Origin of the sequence: Orenia metallireducens (assembly GCF_001693735.1) — a bacterium.
GTDB classification, from domain to species: Bacteria; Bacillota; Halanaerobiia; order Halobacteroidales; family Halobacteroidaceae; genus Orenia; species Orenia metallireducens.
Genome location: NZ_LWDV01000010.1, coordinates 481,625 through 500,078, shown reverse-complemented (window position 1 = coordinate 500,078; position 18,454 = coordinate 481,625). Strand labels below are relative to the sequence as shown.

16 protein-coding genes and 2 pseudogenes are annotated in these 18,454 nt (G+C 32.2%); 16 read left to right on the top strand and 2 right to left on the bottom strand.

The window, feature by feature from the left end:
- Positions 1-94: 94 nt before the first annotated feature.
- The 9 genes and pseudogenes from U472_RS14400 (at position 95) to U472_RS14360 (ending at position 9,674) form a co-directional block, all read left to right on the top strand.
- On the top strand, positions 95-964 hold the full coding sequence (locus U472_RS14400; protein WP_068719438.1) for an aldose 1-epimerase family protein: 870 nt from the start codon (positions 95-97) through the stop codon (positions 962-964).
- A 59-nt stretch (positions 965-1,023) separates the two neighbouring features.
- Positions 1,024-1,985 (top strand): annotated as a pseudogene (locus tag U472_RS14395) (ROK family protein).
- 24 nt (positions 1,986-2,009) lie between these two features.
- Entirely contained in the window at positions 2,010-3,056 is a 1,047-nt protein-coding gene (locus tag U472_RS14390) for a type I phosphomannose isomerase catalytic subunit (protein WP_068719437.1), read from the top strand.
- Positions 3,057-3,106: 50 nt separating this feature from the next.
- A complete protein-coding gene (locus U472_RS14385; RefSeq protein WP_068719436.1) occupies positions 3,107-4,822 on the top strand; it encodes a phospho-sugar mutase in 1,716 nt (571 codons plus the stop codon).
- A 407-nt stretch (positions 4,823-5,229) separates the two neighbouring features.
- The gene (locus tag U472_RS14380) at positions 5,230-7,242 is read left to right on the top strand and encodes a BglG family transcription antiterminator (RefSeq protein WP_068719435.1); all 2,013 of its coding nucleotides are present in this window, start codon (positions 5,230-5,232) and stop codon (positions 7,240-7,242) included.
- A gap of 5 nt (positions 7,243-7,247) precedes the next feature.
- On the top strand, positions 7,248-7,703 hold the full coding sequence (locus tag U472_RS14375; protein ID WP_083189936.1) for a PTS sugar transporter subunit IIA: 456 nt from the start codon (positions 7,248-7,250) through the stop codon (positions 7,701-7,703).
- A gap of 22 nt (positions 7,704-7,725) precedes the next feature.
- On the top strand, positions 7,726-8,037 hold the full coding sequence (locus tag U472_RS14370; protein ID WP_068719434.1) for a PTS fructose transporter subunit IIB: 312 nt from the start codon (positions 7,726-7,728) through the stop codon (positions 8,035-8,037).
- 237 nt (positions 8,038-8,274) lie between these two features.
- Positions 8,275-8,442, top strand: a pseudogene (locus U472_RS14365) (PTS fructose transporter subunit IIC); the annotation flags it as partial.
- A 158-nt stretch (positions 8,443-8,600) separates the two neighbouring features.
- Complete coding sequence (locus U472_RS14360; protein ID WP_068719432.1) at positions 8,601-9,674, top strand: PTS fructose transporter subunit EIIC; 1,074 nt, start codon at positions 8,601-8,603, stop codon at positions 9,672-9,674.
- Between the two features lie 372 nt (positions 9,675-10,046).
- Here the strand turns inward: U472_RS14360 and U472_RS14355 are convergent, their stop codons facing one another.
- Both U472_RS14355 and U472_RS14350 read right to left on the bottom strand, forming a co-directional pair.
- Positions 10,047-10,304, bottom strand: coding sequence for a hypothetical protein (locus U472_RS14355; RefSeq protein WP_068719431.1), 258 nt, complete (start codon positions 10,302-10,304; stop codon positions 10,047-10,049).
- A 96-nt stretch (positions 10,305-10,400) separates the two neighbouring features.
- Positions 10,401-11,816, bottom strand: a complete 1,416-nt coding sequence (locus U472_RS14350) for an aminotransferase class V-fold PLP-dependent enzyme (RefSeq protein WP_068719430.1) — start codon at positions 11,814-11,816, stop codon at positions 10,401-10,403.
- A gap of 132 nt (positions 11,817-11,948) precedes the next feature.
- On the opposite strand from U472_RS14350, the gene U472_RS14345 reads away from it, so the two are divergent.
- From U472_RS14345 to bioB, 7 genes are all read left to right on the top strand, one after another.
- Positions 11,949-12,137 carry a ferredoxin gene (locus U472_RS14345; protein WP_068719429.1) on the top strand — a complete coding sequence of 63 codons (189 nt, stop codon included), beginning with the start codon at positions 11,949-11,951 and terminating at the stop codon, positions 12,135-12,137.
- A gap of 48 nt (positions 12,138-12,185) precedes the next feature.
- Positions 12,186-12,422: a hypothetical protein gene (locus U472_RS14340; RefSeq protein WP_068719428.1), complete on the top strand. Its 237-nt coding sequence runs from the start codon at positions 12,186-12,188 to the stop codon at positions 12,420-12,422.
- On the top strand, positions 12,385-12,510 hold the full coding sequence (locus U472_RS17470) for a hypothetical protein (protein WP_281201119.1): 126 nt from the start codon (positions 12,385-12,387) through the stop codon (positions 12,508-12,510). The genes U472_RS14340 and U472_RS17470 overlap by 38 nt, the downstream gene beginning before the upstream one ends.
- 65 nt (positions 12,511-12,575) lie before the next feature.
- Positions 12,576-14,999, top strand: a complete 2,424-nt coding sequence (locus U472_RS16425) for an EAL domain-containing protein (protein ID WP_083189935.1) — start codon at positions 12,576-12,578, stop codon at positions 14,997-14,999.
- 36 nt (positions 15,000-15,035) lie between these two features.
- Positions 15,036-16,190 carry a tRNA epoxyqueuosine(34) reductase QueG gene (queG, locus tag U472_RS14330; protein ID WP_068719427.1) on the top strand — a complete coding sequence of 385 codons (1,155 nt, stop codon included), beginning with the start codon at positions 15,036-15,038 and terminating at the stop codon, positions 16,188-16,190.
- A 167-nt stretch (positions 16,191-16,357) separates the two neighbouring features.
- A complete protein-coding gene (locus U472_RS14325) occupies positions 16,358-17,212 on the top strand; it encodes an Rpn family recombination-promoting nuclease/putative transposase (RefSeq protein WP_068719426.1) in 855 nt (284 codons plus the stop codon).
- Between the two features lie 218 nt (positions 17,213-17,430).
- A complete protein-coding gene (gene bioB / locus U472_RS14320; protein WP_068719425.1) occupies positions 17,431-18,396 on the top strand; it encodes a biotin synthase BioB in 966 nt (321 codons plus the stop codon).
- The last annotated feature ends 58 nt before the right edge of the window (positions 18,397-18,454 follow it).

Genomic DNA, 18,454 nt, shown 5'->3' with positions numbered 1-18,454 from the left:
TTATGGTGTCAAGAAATTTGATACAATAGAAAGGTATTAAGGTAGTGATTACTAACTTATTTTTCAAATACAAAGAATATAGGAGGTAAAGATAATGACAATAATAGAGAATGAATTAATTAGGGTTAAGATAGCTAGTCAGGGAGCAGAGATGACTAGTCTAGAGCTAAAAGAGGATAATCAAGAATATTTATGGAAGGCTGACCCAAAGTATTGGGGACGCCATGCACCAGTATTATTTCCGATTGTAGGTAAGGTAAAGAACGATCAGTATAAAGTAAATGATGAAATCTTCAATCTTACTCAACATGGATTTGCTAGAGACAATCAATTTGATTTAGTTGAGCAGGAGGAGCAAAGGGTAGTATACAGGTTAGTAAGTAACAAAGAGTTATTAAAGAAGTATCCTTATCAGTTTGAATTAGATATTGAGTATAAACTAGTAGCTAATAAGGTTGAGATTAGTTATTTTGTTAAAAATAAAGATAAGGAAACTATGTTTTTCTCTATAGGAGCTCATCCAGCCTTTAATTGGCCTTTAGAAGAAGGAGAGAATAAAGAGGACTATTATTTAGAGTTTGAAGAGGATAAAGAGCTAAGAGCTTATTTATTAGATGAAGGATTATTGAGTGATACCACTATAGAATTTTTAGCTAATAATAATATTAAACCTTTAGCTGAAGACTTATTTCAAAATGATGCTTTGATTCTAAAAGGTTTAAAATCAAAGTCAGTTTCATTAAAGAGCAAGAAGTCCAATAGAGAGGTTAAAGTAGAATTTGCTGGTTTTCCGTATATGGGTATTTGGTCACCACCAAGTGGAGCACCTTTTATCTGTATTGAGCCTTGGTATGGGGTTGCTGATCTGAAAGATTCTGATGGTAATTTGAAGACTAAAGAAGGGATCGAAGTTCTACAGCCTGGAGTAGAATTCTCTTGTACTTATAGTATAAGTATCAAGTAGCTATTGGTTTGTAGCTGTTAGCTTCTAGCAACTAATAAAAAAAGAAACTAGGTGATGACATGGCTAAATCTTATGTAGTAGGTGTTGATTTAGGTGGTACAAAGATTTTAACTGCTGTAGCAGACTTAGAGGGAAATATTATAGCTAAGTGTAAAGTAGCTACAGAAGCTAAGAAGGGTAAGGATAAAATCTTTAATAACATCAAAAAAACTATTTATAATGTTTTAGAAGAAGCAGAGATTGATATGAAAGCAGTTAAAGGAATTGGGTTAGGTAGTCCAGGTCCTTTAGATGTCAAAACGAGAGTAATTGTCAATCCTCCTAATTTAGATTTAGAGAATGTAGATGTCTTAGCAGAGTTAGCAGAGTTTAAAGTACCAGTATTTTTAGAGAATGATGCCAATGCTGCTACTTTAGCAGAGAAGTGGTTTGGAGCAGGAAAAGGTGTTAGTGACTTAATTTACATAACTATTAGTACTGGGATTGGTGCTGGAGTAATAATTAATAATGAGATTGTTCATGGAGCAAATAGTGGAGCAGGTGAAGTGGGACATGCTACTTTAGATCCCTATAGCGATTTGCAATGTGGTTGTGGTAACTATGGTTGTTTTGAGGTCTTAGCCTCTGGTACTGCCTTAGGTAGAATGGGTCAAGAGGCTGTACAGTCAGGTAAAGATACTTTAATTGCTGAATTGGTAGAGGATTTAGCAGAAATTAATGGTGCTACTGTTGCAGAGGCTGCTAGAAAGGGTGATCAGCTAGCTCAAGAGATAATTGATCAAATTATTTAGGTATAGGGTTGGCTAACTTAATTAATAATTTTAACCCTGAGAAGATTATTATTGGTGGTGGAGTTATTGCTTCTTGGGATTTATTTGAGGCTAAGGTGAAGGAGACTGTGAAGGTTAGAGCTTTAGATTTCTTAGCAGAAGGTACAACAATCACTACTGCTAAGTTAGGTAGTGATGTAGGAGTTAAGGGTGCAGTTGCTACTGCTTTAGTAAATTTGAATTTATTATAACAATATAGAAAGGATGAGAAAATAATGTATCCATTAAAGTTTGAGCCGATTTATAAGGAAAAGATCTGGGGAGGTAGGGCTTTAGAAGAGAAATTCTCTAGGAAATTACCAGCAGGGTCAATCGGAGAGAGCTGGGAGATAGCAGCCCATGAGAATGGTACAAGTGTAATTAGTAATGGTAATTTAGCAGGAAAAGGTTTAATGGAAGCAATTAAAGAAGAGAGAGAGAAGATTCTAGGGGTTGAAGCTAAAGAGGATTATTATGAAAAATTTCCTTTACTTATCAAAATCTTAGATGCTAATGATAAACTATCAGTACAGGTGCATCCAGATGATGAATATGCTCATCAGTATGAGAATGGAGAATTAGGGAAAACAGAGATGTGGTATGTGATTGATGCCCAAGAAGATGCTAAATTGGTCTATGGGGTTAAGCCTGAAGTAGATAAGGATGAGTTTGCTGCTTCTATCAAAGAGGGAAGATTAGAAGAGAACTTAATTGAGATTAATGTAGAGGCTGGAGATGTCCTTTATATGCCTTCAGGAACTGTCCATGCCATTGAGGAAGGGATCTTAATTGCAGAGATTCAGCAGAACTCTGATACTACTTATCGAGTTTATGATTGGAATCGAATGGGGCAAGATGGCAAGCCTCGTGAATTACATATTGAATCTGCCTTAGATGTAATTGAGTTTGGTGCAGAACCCGAAGATAAGGTAGTTGGTTTAGAGATAAAAGAGGATGGTTATGTTAGAACTATTCTAGTAGCTTGCCCTTACTTTACTACAGAAACTTTAGATATTACTGAAAAGTATAGTGCTGATACTAATCATGAGCGTTTTTATGTATTGATGGGATTAGAAGGTAAGGCAAAGCTTTCTTATGAAGGTGGAGAGATGGATCTAAAGGCAGGAGAAACTCTCTTATTACCAGCAGCCCTTGGTGAGTATGAACTTATTGGAGAGTGTAAGTTGATTAAATCTTATATTAGAGATTTAGCTGAATTAAAAGCAGAGCTAGAGGAATTAGGTTACTCTCAAGAAGAGATTAAACAGATTAAAGGTCTTTAAATATTGTTATTGATAATAGTTAAAATATAGGATAAAAGGAGGTGTTTATAATGAATTACCAAAGTAAATATCAAGCATGGTTAAATAATGATTATTTCGATCAAGAGACTAAAGAAGAGTTAGAAAAAATTAGTGGGAATGAAAAAGAGATTGAAGATAGATTTTATACCAGTTTAGACTTTGGAACTGGTGGATTAAGGGGAGTTATTGGTGCTGGAACCAATAGAATTAATAAATATGTAGTTAGAAAAGCTACTCAAGGATTAGCTAATTATATTACTGAAAATGGTGATAAATCTAAGGGAGTTGTAATCTCTCATGATTCTAGATATAAGTCTAGAGAATTTGCTATAGAAGCTGCATTGGTATTGGCAGCTAATGGGATTAAGGCTTATTTATTTGATGATTTACGTCCAACTCCAGAGCTTTCTTTTGCAGTTAGAGAGTTAGAAGCTACTGCTGGTATTATGCTGACAGCAAGCCATAATCCGCCAGAATATAGTGGTTACAAGGTATATTGGGAAGATGGAGGTCAGATTGTTCCACCTCATGATAAAGGTATTATTGCTGAAGTCAATGCTATTGAGAACTTTGAAGAGGTAAAGATTACTTCAGAAGAAGTAGCTAGAGAAGGAGGATTATTTGAGATTATTGACCCTGAAATGGATGATAAGTATATCAAAACTTTAAAGGATTTATCTTTAAATCCTGAAGTAATCAAAGAAGTAGCTGATGATTTCCATCTTGTTTATACTCCATTACATGGGACTGGTAATATGCTTGTAAAGAGAATTTTAAGGGAATTAGGTTTTAAGAACTTACATGTGGTTAAGGAACAAGAAGCACCAGACCCAGAATTTCCTACAGTAGCTTATCCTAATCCAGAGGAGCCTAATGTTTTTGAGATGGGGATTAAATTAGCTGATCAAACAGATGCCCAATTGGTTATGGCTAATGACCCTGATGCCGATAGGGTAGGTATTGCTGTCAAGGATACTGATGATAATTGGGTCTTTTTAAATGGGAATGAAGTTGGAATATTATTGACTGAATACATAGTGAAATCTTTAGATGAGATTCCTGATAATGCTGTGGTTATCAAAACTGTTGTAACAACTGAAATGATTAATCCTATTGCTAAAAAATATAATCTTGATGTAATGGATACCTTAACAGGATTTAAATATATTGGTGAAAAGATTAGAGAGTTTGAAGAAGGAAAGTATGATAAAGAATATTTATTTGGTTTTGAGGAAAGTTATGGTTATTTATATGGGACTCATGCTCGCGATAAAGATGCTATAGTAGCAACAATGTTAATTGCTGAGATGGCAGCTTATTATCAATCTCAAGATAGTTCACTTTATCAAGAGTTGATGAGAATGTATGAGGAGTATGGCTATTATAAAGCAGATTTAGAAGCAATTAAGATGCCAGGAAAAGCAGGAAAGGAAAAGATTGCTTCTTTATTAAAATCTCTGCGTGAAAATAGTCCAGCAGAAATCAATGGCCAGAAGGTAGTAGTTATCAAGGATTATTTGGTTAGCAGAGAATATGATATAATTACTGGAGAAGAGAAGACTATCGATTTGCCAGAATCCAACGTATTACAATTCTTATTAGAAGATGATAGCTTAGTAACAGTTAGACCATCTGGTACAGAACCGAAAATTAAATTCTACTTCTCTGTTGTAGCAGATAGTAATTTAGCTGCTGATGAGAAATTATCTAATTTAAAAGAAGCTGTAATGGAGTTAATTAAATAATACAATACTAATGGCGGGCAACTAGCTCGCCTTTTTAATAAGTGATGAGTGAATAGTGATAAGAACAGACTTTTTACTCATTTAAATATGTCTTTAGAGAGATATTAAGACAATAACGAGAGAAGGTTTTTACTCGTTACCCGTTACTTGTCACTGATTACTAAAGTGTCTCAATATACCACTAATATTTCATTTTGAATTCACATACCTATATAATTGAGGAAGTTATTTGTAAAGAGTTTCCGTATTAAAGTGGAAGGTATTATGGCTTTTGAAGCCTAGGAAAGCAAGGGTTTATGTAGTATAATAAGATTAAGGTTAAAGAAGATAGTTAACTAATTTCCTCATTAGTGGGGTTTTTCCGGAAATAATAGTGGAAAACTACAACAAATAATAAGGTGATAAAGATGCTAGCATTACCAAATGAAAGAAGTACTAAGATATTGTCGATTTTATTAGATCAAGAAGAGGCAATCACTATCAAAGACTTAGCTAAGGAGTTTGAAGTATCTGCTAGGACAATTAGAAGTGATCTAAAGAAGCTGGAAGATGTCTTGAATAATGATGAAATTAAGTTGATTAAGAAACCTAGAGTAGGAATCTGGCTAGAGGTTGATCCTGAATATAAGAATAAATTAAAGAATGAACTCTTTAGTTCTGAAAGTTATAGAGATCCTTTTTCTTCAGAAACTAGACAGAAGTATATTCTAAAATGCTTATTGCAATCTGAAAACAAGTATACAATGAAAAGTTTAGGAGAAGAGTTATATGTTAGTAGAACTACTATTTATAATGATTTAGAAGATGTGGAAAAGTGGTTGAATAAATATGATTTGCTTTTAGAGAGAAAGCAGAATTATGGAGTTGAAGTTAAAGGGGAAGAGAAGAATTGGAGAAGAGCAGTAGCTGATCTGTTGGCGCAATTTAAAGATAACCAAGAATTAAAAGCGATGTTAGAAGATGTAACTGATCCAATAATAATAGATAGTAGAATAGATAATAAAACTTATCAACAATTACGAGAACTTTTTAATAATATTAATTTTCGAAAGATTGAGAATGTTTTAGGGGAGATAGAAAGAGACCTAAAATTTATATTTACTGACGAAGCTTTTGTAGGGTTAGTTATTCACATTGCTATTAGCTTAAAGAGGTTAAGCAAAGGAAAAGATATTAAAATGGAAAAGGAGCAGTTAAATTCCTTAAAAAAGACAGAAGAGTTTGAAATTGCCAAGGTAATAGCTAAGAATTTAGAAGAAGAGTTGGATGTACAGATACCAGAAGCTGAATTAGGTTATATCTCTCTTCATATTTTAGGCTCTAAAGTACAACAGAACATTATTAGTAAAGATATAAATGATGTTTTAGAGAATACAGACCAGAAGGTAATTGAAATTGCTAAGGATATTATTTATATGGCAGGTGATGTGCTAGGTGCTAATTTAAGCGAGGATGAACAGTTATTATTAGGACTAGTTTTACATTTAAGACCTGCTATTAATCGCTTAAAATATGGAATGAGCCTTAGAAATCCAATTTTAGATGAAATCAAGAATAATTATCCTAGTATCTTTGGAGCTGCTTGGGCTACTAGTATAGTATTTGAAAAGCATTTAGGCATTAAAGTCAATGAAGAAGAGATTGGATATATAGCATTACACTTAGGTGCTGCTTTAGAAAGGGTTAGTAATAAGATTAAAGTGATTATTGTATGTAGTAGTGGAGTTGGTACTTCTCAATTGCTAGCAACTAGATTAAGAAAGAGATTATCTGGAATAGAGATATTAGATTTAATGTCAGTACATGAATTGAAGAATAGAGAATTAGAAGATGTAGATATAGTTATTAGTACTATTCCGATAAGTGATATTTCTAAACCTGTGGTACAAGTTAGTGTTTTATTGACAGAAAATGATATTAACTTAATTAAAAGTAAAATCAATTATTTAATTCAAGATAAAGAAAATGAAAAGTTGAAATTAGAACAAGTGTCTAATGAGATTAAAGAGTTGTTTGATGATGAACTAATCTATATAAATTTAGATTTAGATTCAAAAGAAGAGATTATTAAAAGGCTGAGCACTGAACTTTTAAATAAAGAACTAGTTGAAGAAGAGTTTATAGATTCAGCATTAGAGAGGGAAAAGATAACATCCACTGCTGTAGGCAATGAAGTTGCTATTCCTCATGGTAGAGATAGTTATGTTTTAAAATCTAAGATAGCTGTAGCTACTTTAGATAACCCAATAAAATGGGGAAATGAAAAAGTAAGTATTATTCTCTTACTGGCTTTGGAAAAAGAAAAATCTAAGAATTTCTTCAGATATTTTCATAGAATTCTTGATGATAAACAAGTATTAGAAGCAATTAAAAGAGCTACTACAAAAGAAGATATAAAAAACTTATTATTTAAGAGGTGATAGAGATGAGTTCTTTAATAAATGAAGATTTAATTGTCCTTGATATGGAAGGAGAAGATAGAGATAGTATAATCAAATCATTAGGTGAATTGATTGATAGAAATGGTAATTTGAATTCAATAGATGAATATCTTCAAACTGTATTTGAGAGAGAAGCAAAGTCAAGTACAGGGGTTGGGTATGAAATTGCTATACCTCATGGTAAATCTGAGGGAGTTGACAAGCCAGCAATAGCTTTTGCAAGGCTTAAAGAAGCAGTAGAATGGGAGTCCTTTGATGACAAACCAGTAAAATTGGTATTTTTATTGGCTGTTCCAGATAAGAGCGAGACAAACGAGCATTTAAAGATCTTATCAACTTTATCTAGAAATTTGTTAAATGAAGAGTTTAAAGATAGTTTAATGTCTGCTCAAAATGCAGAGGATGTTAATGATACTTTATCTAAATTGTTTCAACAATAAATAATTAAAGGGAGTGGTATAAATGAAGATTTTAGCAGTTACAGCATGCCCTACAGGAGTAGCACATACCTATTTGGCAGCAGAGTCATTAGAAAAGAGTGCTAAGAAAAAAGGAGTAGAGATTAAGGTAGAGACACAAGGTTCAATTGGTATTGAAAACCAGATTACTGAAGAGGATGTAAAAGAGGCTGTAGCAGTAATAATAGCAGCAGATGTTAATATTTCTAAACCAGAAAGGTTTAAAAGTATGCCAAAGTTAAAACTTGATGTCCAAAAAGCGATTAAGCATTCTGATCAAATTATTGATAAGATAATTCAAGAGTTTGAAGAATAAAATTTTGAGGATTTTATAATATAATATCTGTTTTTTTAAGAATAAGTAATATAGTAATTATGAAATCCTCTATATAATTGTTAACTAGGCTATTGAACAAATTAGAAAATATTTAATAAAAATAAGTGATATTGATATATTTAATAAGGTTATAAGGTTAAATTAGTTTGATTTATTCAATAGCCTAAATATAAATTAAGTAGAGGTGTAATTTTATGAAAAAAAGCGTTTTTTGATTTGAAAAAGCATCTTTTAACAGGAACAAGTCACATGATTCCATTTATCGTAGCTGGAGGGGTACTTTTATCATTGGCAGTAATGCTTAGTGGAAAAGGTGCTGTACCTGATAGTGAAATATTAAAAGATATATCTGATATGGGTATTGCAGGGTTAACTCTTTTCACTAATGAGGATTTAATTGAAGAAAATTTAGAAGAGGTAGAGTTAGAATTGGAATTTGATATTAATTAACAGTCTAATTATTGATGTTTGAAATCTTAGAATATTATGACAATTTTATCTTTAGAAAAATATATTTTAAATCTGATAAAAGGGGTGTAATCATGAAAAAAATATTAAATGAAGTTAGACAACATTTGATGACTGGTGTATCTCATATGATTCCTTTTGTTGTTGCAGGTGGAGTATTAATTGCTTTTTCAATTATGTTAAGTGGTGTAAAGGCTGGTTCAGGAGCAGATGTAACTAATCCAATGTTAAAGAATTTACTAAATTTGGGTGTAGCAGGATTTACGATGATGGTTCCAGTCTTGGCCGGTTATATAGCTTATTCAATTGCTGATCGACCTGGTTTAGCTCCAGGTATGATTGGAGGTTATTTAGCTGGACAGATTGGAGCTGGATTTTTAGGTGGTATTATTGCTGGTATTATTGCTGGTTATGTAGCAAATTGGATTAAAGGTTGGTCTGTGCCTGAAATTTTAAGACCTATTATGCCTATTTTCGTTATTCCTCTATTGGCTACAATTATTGTCGGTAGTTTATTGCAATATGTAGTAGGTGTTCCGATTAGTAACTTTATGGCTGGGTTGACAAGTTGGTTAAAAGCTATGAGTGATGGTAGTCAAGTGGTATTTGGAATTATTTTAGGAGCTATGATTGCTTTTGATATGGGTGGACCGATTAATAAGACGGCATTCTTATTTGGTGCTGGACTGATTGAGCAAGGAGTTTACACAGTTATGGGTCCAATTGCTGTTGCGATTTGTATTCCGCCATTAGCAATGGCACTAGCAACAACTTTAGCACCAAATAAATATACATCTCAAGAACGCCAAGCAGGAAAAGGTGCCTTTTTTATGGGGTTAATAGGAATTACTGAAGGGGCTATACCTTTTGCTGCAGCAGACCCAATTAGGGTTATTCCTTCTATTGTAACTGGTTCTGCTATAGGTGGAGCAATCGCTGCTGTTAGTGGGGTAGGAGATCATGCACCCCATGGAGGACCAATAGTCTTACCAGTAGTTGATAATAGATTAATGTTCATTGTTGCTGTTATAGTAGGTGTATTAATAAGTGCTTTGATGGTAAATATGTTGAAAAAAGAGGTTACAGAAGAGGTACCAGAGGTAGAAGAAGGGGCAGATGAGTTAGATTTGGAGTTTGATTTAGATTAGGAATAAGAATTTTTATAAGATAATAAGCAGTTACAGCAAATAAGAATTGTCTAAATTTAGGCAATTCTTATTTAAATTTAACCTTGGCTAAAGGAAAGTGCTCATTGGTATAAAGAGATAATTGAAAACAATGGATTAACTGAATTATTTTAATAATAAAGCTTAGCATAAATTTATGCTAAGCTTTATTATATAATAGTTTCGTTATATTTACTATTTTAAAAAATGGTTTTACTTCTTTGAGATACAGTAATTAATTTTAATTACTATTTATAAAATAGAAGTTATTGACTTATCTATGAGTGTTTTATCCAATTTATTATAAAGTGATGTTAATTATAAGAAATTATAAGTTTGTTAGAGGTATTATAGCTAACTTTTATAGGTATTGTTCAACCTTTTATTATAATTATTAGTCATAACAGCACCTATAATCATAATAATGGGGTGAATAAAAATTGCACTAATTCCAAATGTAAATATTGCTGCTACGGCATCAACTAGGAACCAAAAGATTCCCCAACCTATAGAAGTATACATTAGTCCTAAGCCACCAAATAAAAAGGTAAGTAAAAGTGATAAGCCCACACTTTTTTCTTGCTTGACAATAATAGTAGTATTTTCAGACATCTTTGATTTCCTCCTTTCAATATTAATTTTATAACATTATAATTAATTTTATTAAAAATTACAAGAAGGTTTAATTTTAAAGATGTTATTTTATCTTTATAGTTTAAAATATTTATCATAATTTATATTGTTTTTAGGTTTATATTCTGCTTTCTCTTTATCAAATTCATAATTAGCAGTTAAATCCACCCCTGCTTTCTTCCTAGCTATAATATCTTTAATAGCATAGATGAGATGGTCAACCTCTGATGGGCTATTATAGCAGCCAAAGCTGACTCTAATCAGACCATATTTATGGGTATAAATCCCCTTGGCAATATCATTTTTTACTTTTTTTATCTCTTCATCACTAAGACCAAACAGATGATGAATATAAGGGTGTGCACAGAAGCAGCCATTTCTGACACCAATTCCAAATTCATTGGCTAAAATAGATGCAACTAAAGTATTTTCTAGCCCTTTGATATTAAAAGGGATAACACCTACCTGTTCAGTTAGCTCTCCAGAATTCATTGTACCATAAAGTATTACCTCATCAATTTCTTGTAGCTGCTTTAGAGTATAATTGAGAAGGAATTCTTCATTTTTGATGATTTTAAGCCACTTTAGTTCATTAATCATCTTAATACTCTCACCTAAAGCCAATGCTCCTACTATGTTTGGGGTACCTGCTTCCTCTTTATCAGGTAAATCACCCCAGATTACATCCTTTAAAGTAACAGCTTTTACTGTACCTCCCCCTGTATAGTCTGGTTTATTTCCTTCAAAGGTATCCTTTGCTCCAATTAAAACCCCTGTACCAAAGGGAGCATACATCTTATGTGCCGAAAGGACGAGGTAATCTATATGTTTGGGATCATTATACTTTTTCATATCAACTGGACGGTGGGGTGCTAGTTGGGCTGCATCAACTAAAATTCTACTATCATATTTATGAGTGAGTTTAGCGATTTTATGGATAGGATTGATATATCCAGTAACATTTGAAGCACCACTGATTGCAACAAGTTTTACCTTTCTTCTATATCTTTTTAATTTTTTCTCTAAATCCTCTAAATCTAATCTCCCTTCTTTATCTAAGTTGCTATAGATTACTTTGCACTTATCTCGCCAAGGCAGTAGATTAGAGTGATGCTCCATTGGAGTTGTAATAACAATATCTCTTGGTGATAGATTTAGGCTATTTGATAGTTTATTAACTGCTTCTGTAGTGTTTTTGACAAAGATTATAGTGTTATTATCTTTATCTGCACCAAAAAAATCTGCAACTAAATTATGTACTTCATCATAAACTTCTGTAGATATTTGAGATTTGAAGCCAGTTCCACGGTGAACATTAGAGTACCAGCTTAAGAATTCTTTTACTTTATAAATGACTCTTTTGAAACTTGGAGTACTAGCAGCATTATCAAAGTTGATATATCTTACCTTTTGTCCATCTATTAAAGGCACTTTAGCATTAATACCTACAATTTCCCTTCTAACTTTATGTAAAAAACTTTTATCAATCATCCTTTCCCTCCTATTTTTAGTTTTAGATTATTTTATGAATTAAGTTAGTAGACTGTGAGTTGATAGTGAATAATTGTTCTAAAAAGTTGTAATACTAATGGAGAAATTCATTATGAGAAAGGATGGGATAGAATGAAAGTACAAGTAATAAAAGATGATTGTATCAGCTGTGGATTGTGTGTTAACTCTGTACCAGCAGTCTTTGAATGGGATGATGATGAGAAAGCGATAGCAATCACTGAACATGTACCAGATAAGCTAGAAGCAGAGGTTGAAGATGCAATTGATGCTTGCCCTACTGATGCTATTGAAGAGATATAATTTGAAGCCAGGCATGGAAAAATGTCTCTTAAATTAAGGTGGTGTGATATGGGATATATCTCGCTTGATTTTAGACCAGCAATTACTAAAGCTGAGCTGGCAAAACTAAGAAAGCTAGCTGCTGATATGGAAGCAGGGCAGCATTTATCTATTACCTTAGAAAGACAAGATGCCCATCAAGCTGATGAAATCTTAAATATCTTAAGAGAGAATAATTACAATTGTCAGACCAAAGGTGGGCATTCAGATGATGATTTCTTTATTAAAGCTAAAAAAGAAGATTAGAGAGACAGCCCTTGTGGCTGTCTTTTCTTATTTAATTATAGTTGATTTTGGTTTTGAAAATATAGCTATAATTATTAATAATTATTAAAGAAGGGGATAGCTAAGATTTATAGAATTTTTGAATATAAGGATAACTAATAAGGGGATGAAATTATGGAGTCTTTTAAAGTATTAATAGAAAAGATTATGGGTTTTAATAATAAGAAAAAGGCTACTTTCAAATTTGAGGAGGATTATACTAAATTAAATAAGAAGATATTAATTATCTTTAGTATGATTACCTGTTTAATGTTAGGTATAGTATATTTAATAACTTATAATCTTTTTTTAAGTAAATTTTATAAGTTAGAAGAAAGGGATGTAGTTAGACAGAGTAGGCAAATTATAGGTGCGTTAGAACAAGATTTACTGCAATTGAAGGCTCTTAATCAGGATTATGCGGCTTGGGATGCTACTTATAAGTTTAGTATGGATCAAAATTTAGAGTATATAGATGAAAATTTAATGAATGAAACTTTTTCTACAAATAATTGGAACCTTTTTATTCTAGTAAATAAAAAGGGAGAAGTTATTTATAAAAAGGGATTTAATCTAAAGACTAAAGAAGAAGGTATTGTAGATAAAGAGATATTAGAGCATATAAGTAAGGGCTCACCTTTAGTTAGGTTTTCAAAACCAATTGATAATATTACAGGGATTATCTCTACTTCACAAGGTTATATAATGGTCTCCTCTCATCCAGTTATAACGGGTTATTTTAAAGGACCAATTCGTGGGGCTCTTATCATAGGTCGTTATTTAAATCAAGATTTGGTTAACCGATTATCAAAACAGACTAATTTAGAAATTACAATGAAAGCTTTTAAACAGAGACAAGCAGGTAAAGAAATAAAGGTTATAGATTCTAAGTTAATTAGTAAAGTGGATATTTGGTCTGAAGATATAGGTGATAAGTATATGTATGGCTACTCAACTTTATATGATATATATAAAAGACCAGCCCTTACTTTACAGGTAAGTAAGACTAAAGATATCTACCGACAGGGTTATTTTAGTATGCTATATTTTATGGGTGGGATTTTAGCTGTAGGAGTCATTTATTTTATAAGTGCTTGGTTTTTTATGAATAAATTTATCTTTAACCCTTTGCAATTATTAATAGATGGTATAAATGATATATCTAAAAGTAAAGACTTATCAACTCGACTTACTATTGAATCTAAAGACGAATTTTCAACTATTAAGGTTAAATTTAATAATATGTTAGATATTTTAGAAAAATCACAAGAAAAGATTCTTCATCAGTCACGCCATGATGAATTAACTAATTTGCCAAATAGATCTTATTTTTATCAGCAAGTAAGAGAGCAATTATCTTCAAGTAAAGATTATGAGATTAATGCTATCTTTTTTATTGATATTGATAAATTTAAGAGTATTAATGATTCTTTTGGTCATGAGGTAGGAGATTTATTATTACAAGCTATTACTAAAAGATTAAAAGAGAATCTTCCACAAAATAGTATAAGTTCTCGAATTGGAGGGGATGAATTTATTATCTTTATTCCTAATATTAAAAGTAATAAGTTTGCAGAAGATGTAGCTAAGAAGGTTATTTCAAATATAAAGAAACCTTATTCTATTAATGGAAAAGAGTTGATTATTACTTTAAGTATTGGAATTAGTTTTTATCCAATTGATGGAACTGATATTGACCTTTTGATTAATAATGCTGATTTGGCTATGTATAATGTTAAGAATAGAGGAAAAAATGATTTTGAATTTTATGATCTAAACATGAGAAATAAACTATCAAAAGAGATGTTAATTAAAGCATTAGAGGAAGAAGAGTTAGAACTTTATTATCAACCTAAAGTTAATGGAGTTACAGGAGATATTACAGGAATGGAATCATTATTACGTTGGAATCATCCAGAAAAAGGATTTATCTCCCCTGCAGAATTTATCCCTTTAGCAGAAGAGACAGGATCTATTATAGCGATTGGGGAGTGGGTATTAAAGAAAGCATGTGAGCAGACTAGAAGATGGAATCAAATGACTAATTCCTCTTTAGTTGTTGCAGTAAATATATCTAATATTCAATTTGGGAAGGTAGATTTTATTGAGATGGTAAAAAGGGCTTTAAAGGAGAGTAAATTAAATCCAAAGTATTTAGAGTTAGAGATAACAGAGAGTATAGCTGTAAATAATGAAGAGGAAGTTATCAACAAATTAATTTTACTTAAAGAGCTTGGGGTTTCAGTTGCTATTGATGACTTTGGAACAGGTTATAGTTCATTAAGTTATTTACAGAAACTACCTATTGATACATTAAAGATAGATAAAGTCTTTGTAGATGATATTGTTAAAGATGATACTATTGCTAAGATGATTATTGATATGGCTCAGAACTTAGGTATTTCTGTAATTGCTGAAGGTGTAGAGAGAGAAGATCAATTAAATCAACTCTTAAAGCTTGGTTGTGGATCGATACAGGGCTATTTATTTAGTAGACCCCTTCCAGCTGAAAAATTTAAAGATTTATTAATTAAAGGTAATCAATTAAAAATAAATTAATCAAGGTATTAGAGTCAAAGAAAGGAGAAGGTTACCATTACTTTAACTACCAAACTTAAAGATTATGCTAAATCTATTGGAATAGATGCTATTAAGATTACCAATGCTGGATCCTTTCCAGAACTTAAGGAATTCTTAATAAAGATGAGAGAGAAAGAGTATTTGTCTACCTTTGTCCATGATGATTTAGAGAAGATAACTGAACCTCAAAGGGTATTATCAGAGGCTAAATCGGTGATTGTCTGTGCTATCTCTTATAGTATTGATGATAAATATATAGCTGAAAGTAGGAGAAAAGTTAAAGAAGAATTAAGAGGAGCTCTATCACGTTTTGCTTGGGGGCAGGATTATCATCAGGTTTTAGGTGATAAACTAGATAAGTTGATTGACTTTATTAAAGGGAAGAGAAAAGATGTAGAATTATTTAAATTTGTCGATACAGGTCCTAGTGTTGATAGAGCATTGGCTAGAAGAGCGGGGATTGGTTGGCAGGGTAAGAACTGTAGTATTATCAATCCTGAGTATGGTTCATGGATATTCTTAGGGGGGATAATTACCGATTTAGAGTTAGAATATGACTCACCTATAGAAGACAAGTGTGATGATTGTAGAAGGTGTATAAATGCCTGTCCCACAGGAGCATTGGTAGCTCCTTATACCTTAGATAGCCGCAAGTGTTTAGGCTATATCACATTAAGTAAAGGTTACCTTGATGAAGAGCAGCGCAAGAAGATGGGCAATAGATTATGGGGTTGTGACACCTGCCAAAGTGCCTGTCCTCAGAATCAAGATGTAAAAGTAGGAGACCACAAAGAGTTTAGACCTCAGACTTTAGAGGCGTATCCTGAATTAATTCCTCTATTAACCTTAAGTAATAAGGAGTATAAAGATAAGTTTATGATTACTCCCATGAACTGGCGAGGAAAACGACCGATTCAACGGAATGCCGCTATTATTTTGGGGAATTTAAAGGATAAAAGAGCTGTACCCTATCTGCTAGAAGCTCTAGTTGACCCAAAACCAATAGTCAGAGCCAATGTTGCTTGGGCTTTGGGAGAGATAGGTGATAAAGGTGTCTTGGATAGATTAGAGAAGGAGCTATTAAAAGAGAAGGATGAGCAGGTAATTGGGGAGTTAGAGAGGGCTATAGAGAAATTAGGAATCAGTTGTCAGGAATTAGAGACCAGCTAAATAGACTGATTTTTGGTTTCTGATTCCTAATTGTTGATATTGTTAACTATAAGGTGTGATAAGTAATGAGTTAAAAATCACCATATATTATTATTTATGAAACTGGTTTCAATATATTCTTTATGTTATAATTAAAGCATCATTGTAACAGAGGAGGTTTAACCAAGATGTGTCGTTTAAACCCACGAGTAGACTTTGCTTTTAAAAAATTATTTGGCAGTGAGGAGAACAAAGATATCTTAATCTCTTTTATTAATTCAGTGTTGGACAAAGACGAACAAATTAAAGACTTGATCTTAAAGAATCCTTATAATTCTAAAAACTTTAAAAATGATAAACTGTCAATTCTTGATGTTAAAGCTGTAGATGAAAAAGGTATTTGGTACAATATTGAGATGCAGATAACAGATCAAGATTACTATGATAAAAGAGCTTTATATTATTGGGCTAGGCTATATACTGGTCAATTAGAATCAGGGATCAATTATGATAAACTAGAAAAGACGATAGTAATTAATGTACTTAACTTTAATTGCTTAGCTGAAGAAGATTATCATAATATTTATAAGTTATTTAATTCTAAGTCAAAAGAAGAGTTAATAGATCATTTGGAGATACATTTCATTGAACTTGAAAAGTATAATAAAGACTTAAGCGAAATACAGACTGCTTTAGATCGATGGACAGAGTTTTTAAAGAGAGCTCATGAATATAATAAGGATCAGATTCCTTCACAATTAGCCGAGGTTGAAAGTATAGAAAAAGCAATCAAAGTGTTAGATACAATGTATTTAAACGAAGATGAACGAGAGCTTTATGAAGCTAGGTTAAAATGGTTACGTGATGAAGAGATGGCATTGAAGAAGGCTGAGAGAAAAGGTGTGGAAAGAGGTATAGAAAAAGGTATAGAAAAGGTGGTAAAAAGTATGTTAAAGAAAGGAATAGGAGTAGAAGAGATAATTCAAATGACCGATTTAGATAATGAGTCTGTAAATAAGATTAAGGAAAATCATAACATCTAAATAAATACTTTAGGCAATCCATATAAGGGTTGTCTTTTTTTATTTAATCTCAATATTGATAAGCTGTAATATTATTTAAGAATTGATATGTTAATATGTTTTTAAAGAGGTTGACAATAACTGCTTTTTTATATATATTATATATAACTACATGGAAAATTTTTTAAAAATATTGTTAACTATAAAATAAATAAGTTAACTAAAAAGGAGAGGTTATTATGTTACAGGAACTTAAAAATAAAGTTTTAGCAGGTGAGGGTATTACTAAAGATGAGGCAATGTATTTAGTAAACTTAGATGAGAGTAGAACAATGGAATTATTAGCAGCAGCTAATGAGATTAAGAATAAGTTTATCGGTAAGAAGGTAGACTTATGCTCAATTGTTAATGCTAAGTCAGGAAGTTGTTCTGAGGACTGTACCTTCTGTTCTCAATCAGCCCATTATAATACAGGGACAGTCACTTATCCATTGATGGCTAAGGAGGATATCTTGGCTAGAGCCAAAGAGATGGAAGGTAGTGGAGCAGAACACTTTGGAATTGTAACCAGTGGACGAGGAGTAGTTAGTGATGAAGATTTTGAGAACTTGATAGAGGCTTTTAGACTGATAAGAGAAGAGACTAATTTGGAGGTCTGTGCATCTTTGGGAACACTAGATGAGAAGAGAGCAGAGAAGTTGGCTAATGTGGGATTAAAGCGATATAACCATAACTTAGAGACTTCTGAAAGTTATTATGCAGAAATCTGCACTACTCATACATATCAGGATAGAGTAAATACTGTTAAATTCTTAAAAGAGAGAGGTATGGAGGTATGTAGTGGAGGAATTATTGGCTTAGGAGAGAGCTTTGAGGATAGGGTAGATTTAGCTTTTACTATCAAGGAGTTGGATGTGGATTCAGTACCAATTAATATTCTAAATCCTGTTAAAGGAACACCTTTATATGGTAATGATCCAGTACCACCTATGGAGACTTTAAAGACTGCAGCTATCTTTAGATTTATCTTACCTACCAAGGTGATTAAGTTATGTGGGGGAAGAGAGAATAATTTACGGGACTTACAGTCATTAAGTCTATTATCGGGTGTTAATGGTTTATTAATTGGAAATTATCTGACTACTGAAGGAAGAGCAACAGCAGAGGATTTACAGATGATTAAAGATTTGGGATTAGGGGAATAGTTATTAAACTTTAGAGTAAAATTTAAATGTGGTACTTTATGGGTATATTGTGACACTT

What these genes read in the sequence shown, in the direction of transcription:
- U472_RS14400 (WP_068719438.1), top strand. Translation starts at nt 95, where the DNA reads ATGACAATAATAGAGAATGAATTAATTAGGGTTAAGATAGCTAGTCAG.
- U472_RS14390 (WP_068719437.1), top strand. Translation starts at nt 2,010, where the DNA reads ATGTATCCATTAAAGTTTGAGCCGATTTATAAGGAAAAGATCTGGGGA.
- U472_RS14385 (WP_068719436.1), top strand. Translation starts at nt 3,107, where the DNA reads ATGAATTACCAAAGTAAATATCAAGCATGGTTAAATAATGATTATTTC.
- U472_RS14380 (WP_068719435.1), top strand. Translation starts at nt 5,230, where the DNA reads ATGCTAGCATTACCAAATGAAAGAAGTACTAAGATATTGTCGATTTTA.
- U472_RS14375 (WP_083189936.1), top strand. Translation starts at nt 7,248, where the DNA reads ATGAGTTCTTTAATAAATGAAGATTTAATTGTCCTTGATATGGAAGGA.
- U472_RS14370 (WP_068719434.1), top strand. Translation starts at nt 7,726, where the DNA reads ATGAAGATTTTAGCAGTTACAGCATGCCCTACAGGAGTAGCACATACC.
- U472_RS14360 (WP_068719432.1), top strand. Translation starts at nt 8,601, where the DNA reads ATGAAAAAAATATTAAATGAAGTTAGACAACATTTGATGACTGGTGTA.
- U472_RS14355 (WP_068719431.1), bottom strand. Translation starts at nt 10,304, where the DNA reads ATGTCTGAAAATACTACTATTATTGTCAAGCAAGAAAAAAGTGTGGGC.
- U472_RS14350 (WP_068719430.1), bottom strand. Translation starts at nt 11,816, where the DNA reads ATGATTGATAAAAGTTTTTTACATAAAGTTAGAAGGGAAATTGTAGGT.
- U472_RS14345 (WP_068719429.1), top strand. Translation starts at nt 11,949, where the DNA reads ATGAAAGTACAAGTAATAAAAGATGATTGTATCAGCTGTGGATTGTGT.
- U472_RS14340 (WP_068719428.1), top strand. Translation starts at nt 12,186, where the DNA reads ATGGGATATATCTCGCTTGATTTTAGACCAGCAATTACTAAAGCTGAG.
- U472_RS17470 (WP_281201119.1), top strand. Translation starts at nt 12,385, where the DNA reads ATGATGATTTCTTTATTAAAGCTAAAAAAGAAGATTAGAGAGACAGCC.
- U472_RS16425 (WP_083189935.1), top strand. Translation starts at nt 12,576, where the DNA reads ATGGAGTCTTTTAAAGTATTAATAGAAAAGATTATGGGTTTTAATAAT.
- U472_RS14325 (WP_068719426.1), top strand. Translation starts at nt 16,358, where the DNA reads ATGTGTCGTTTAAACCCACGAGTAGACTTTGCTTTTAAAAAATTATTT.
- bioB (WP_068719425.1), top strand. Translation starts at nt 17,431, where the DNA reads ATGTTACAGGAACTTAAAAATAAAGTTTTAGCAGGTGAGGGTATTACT.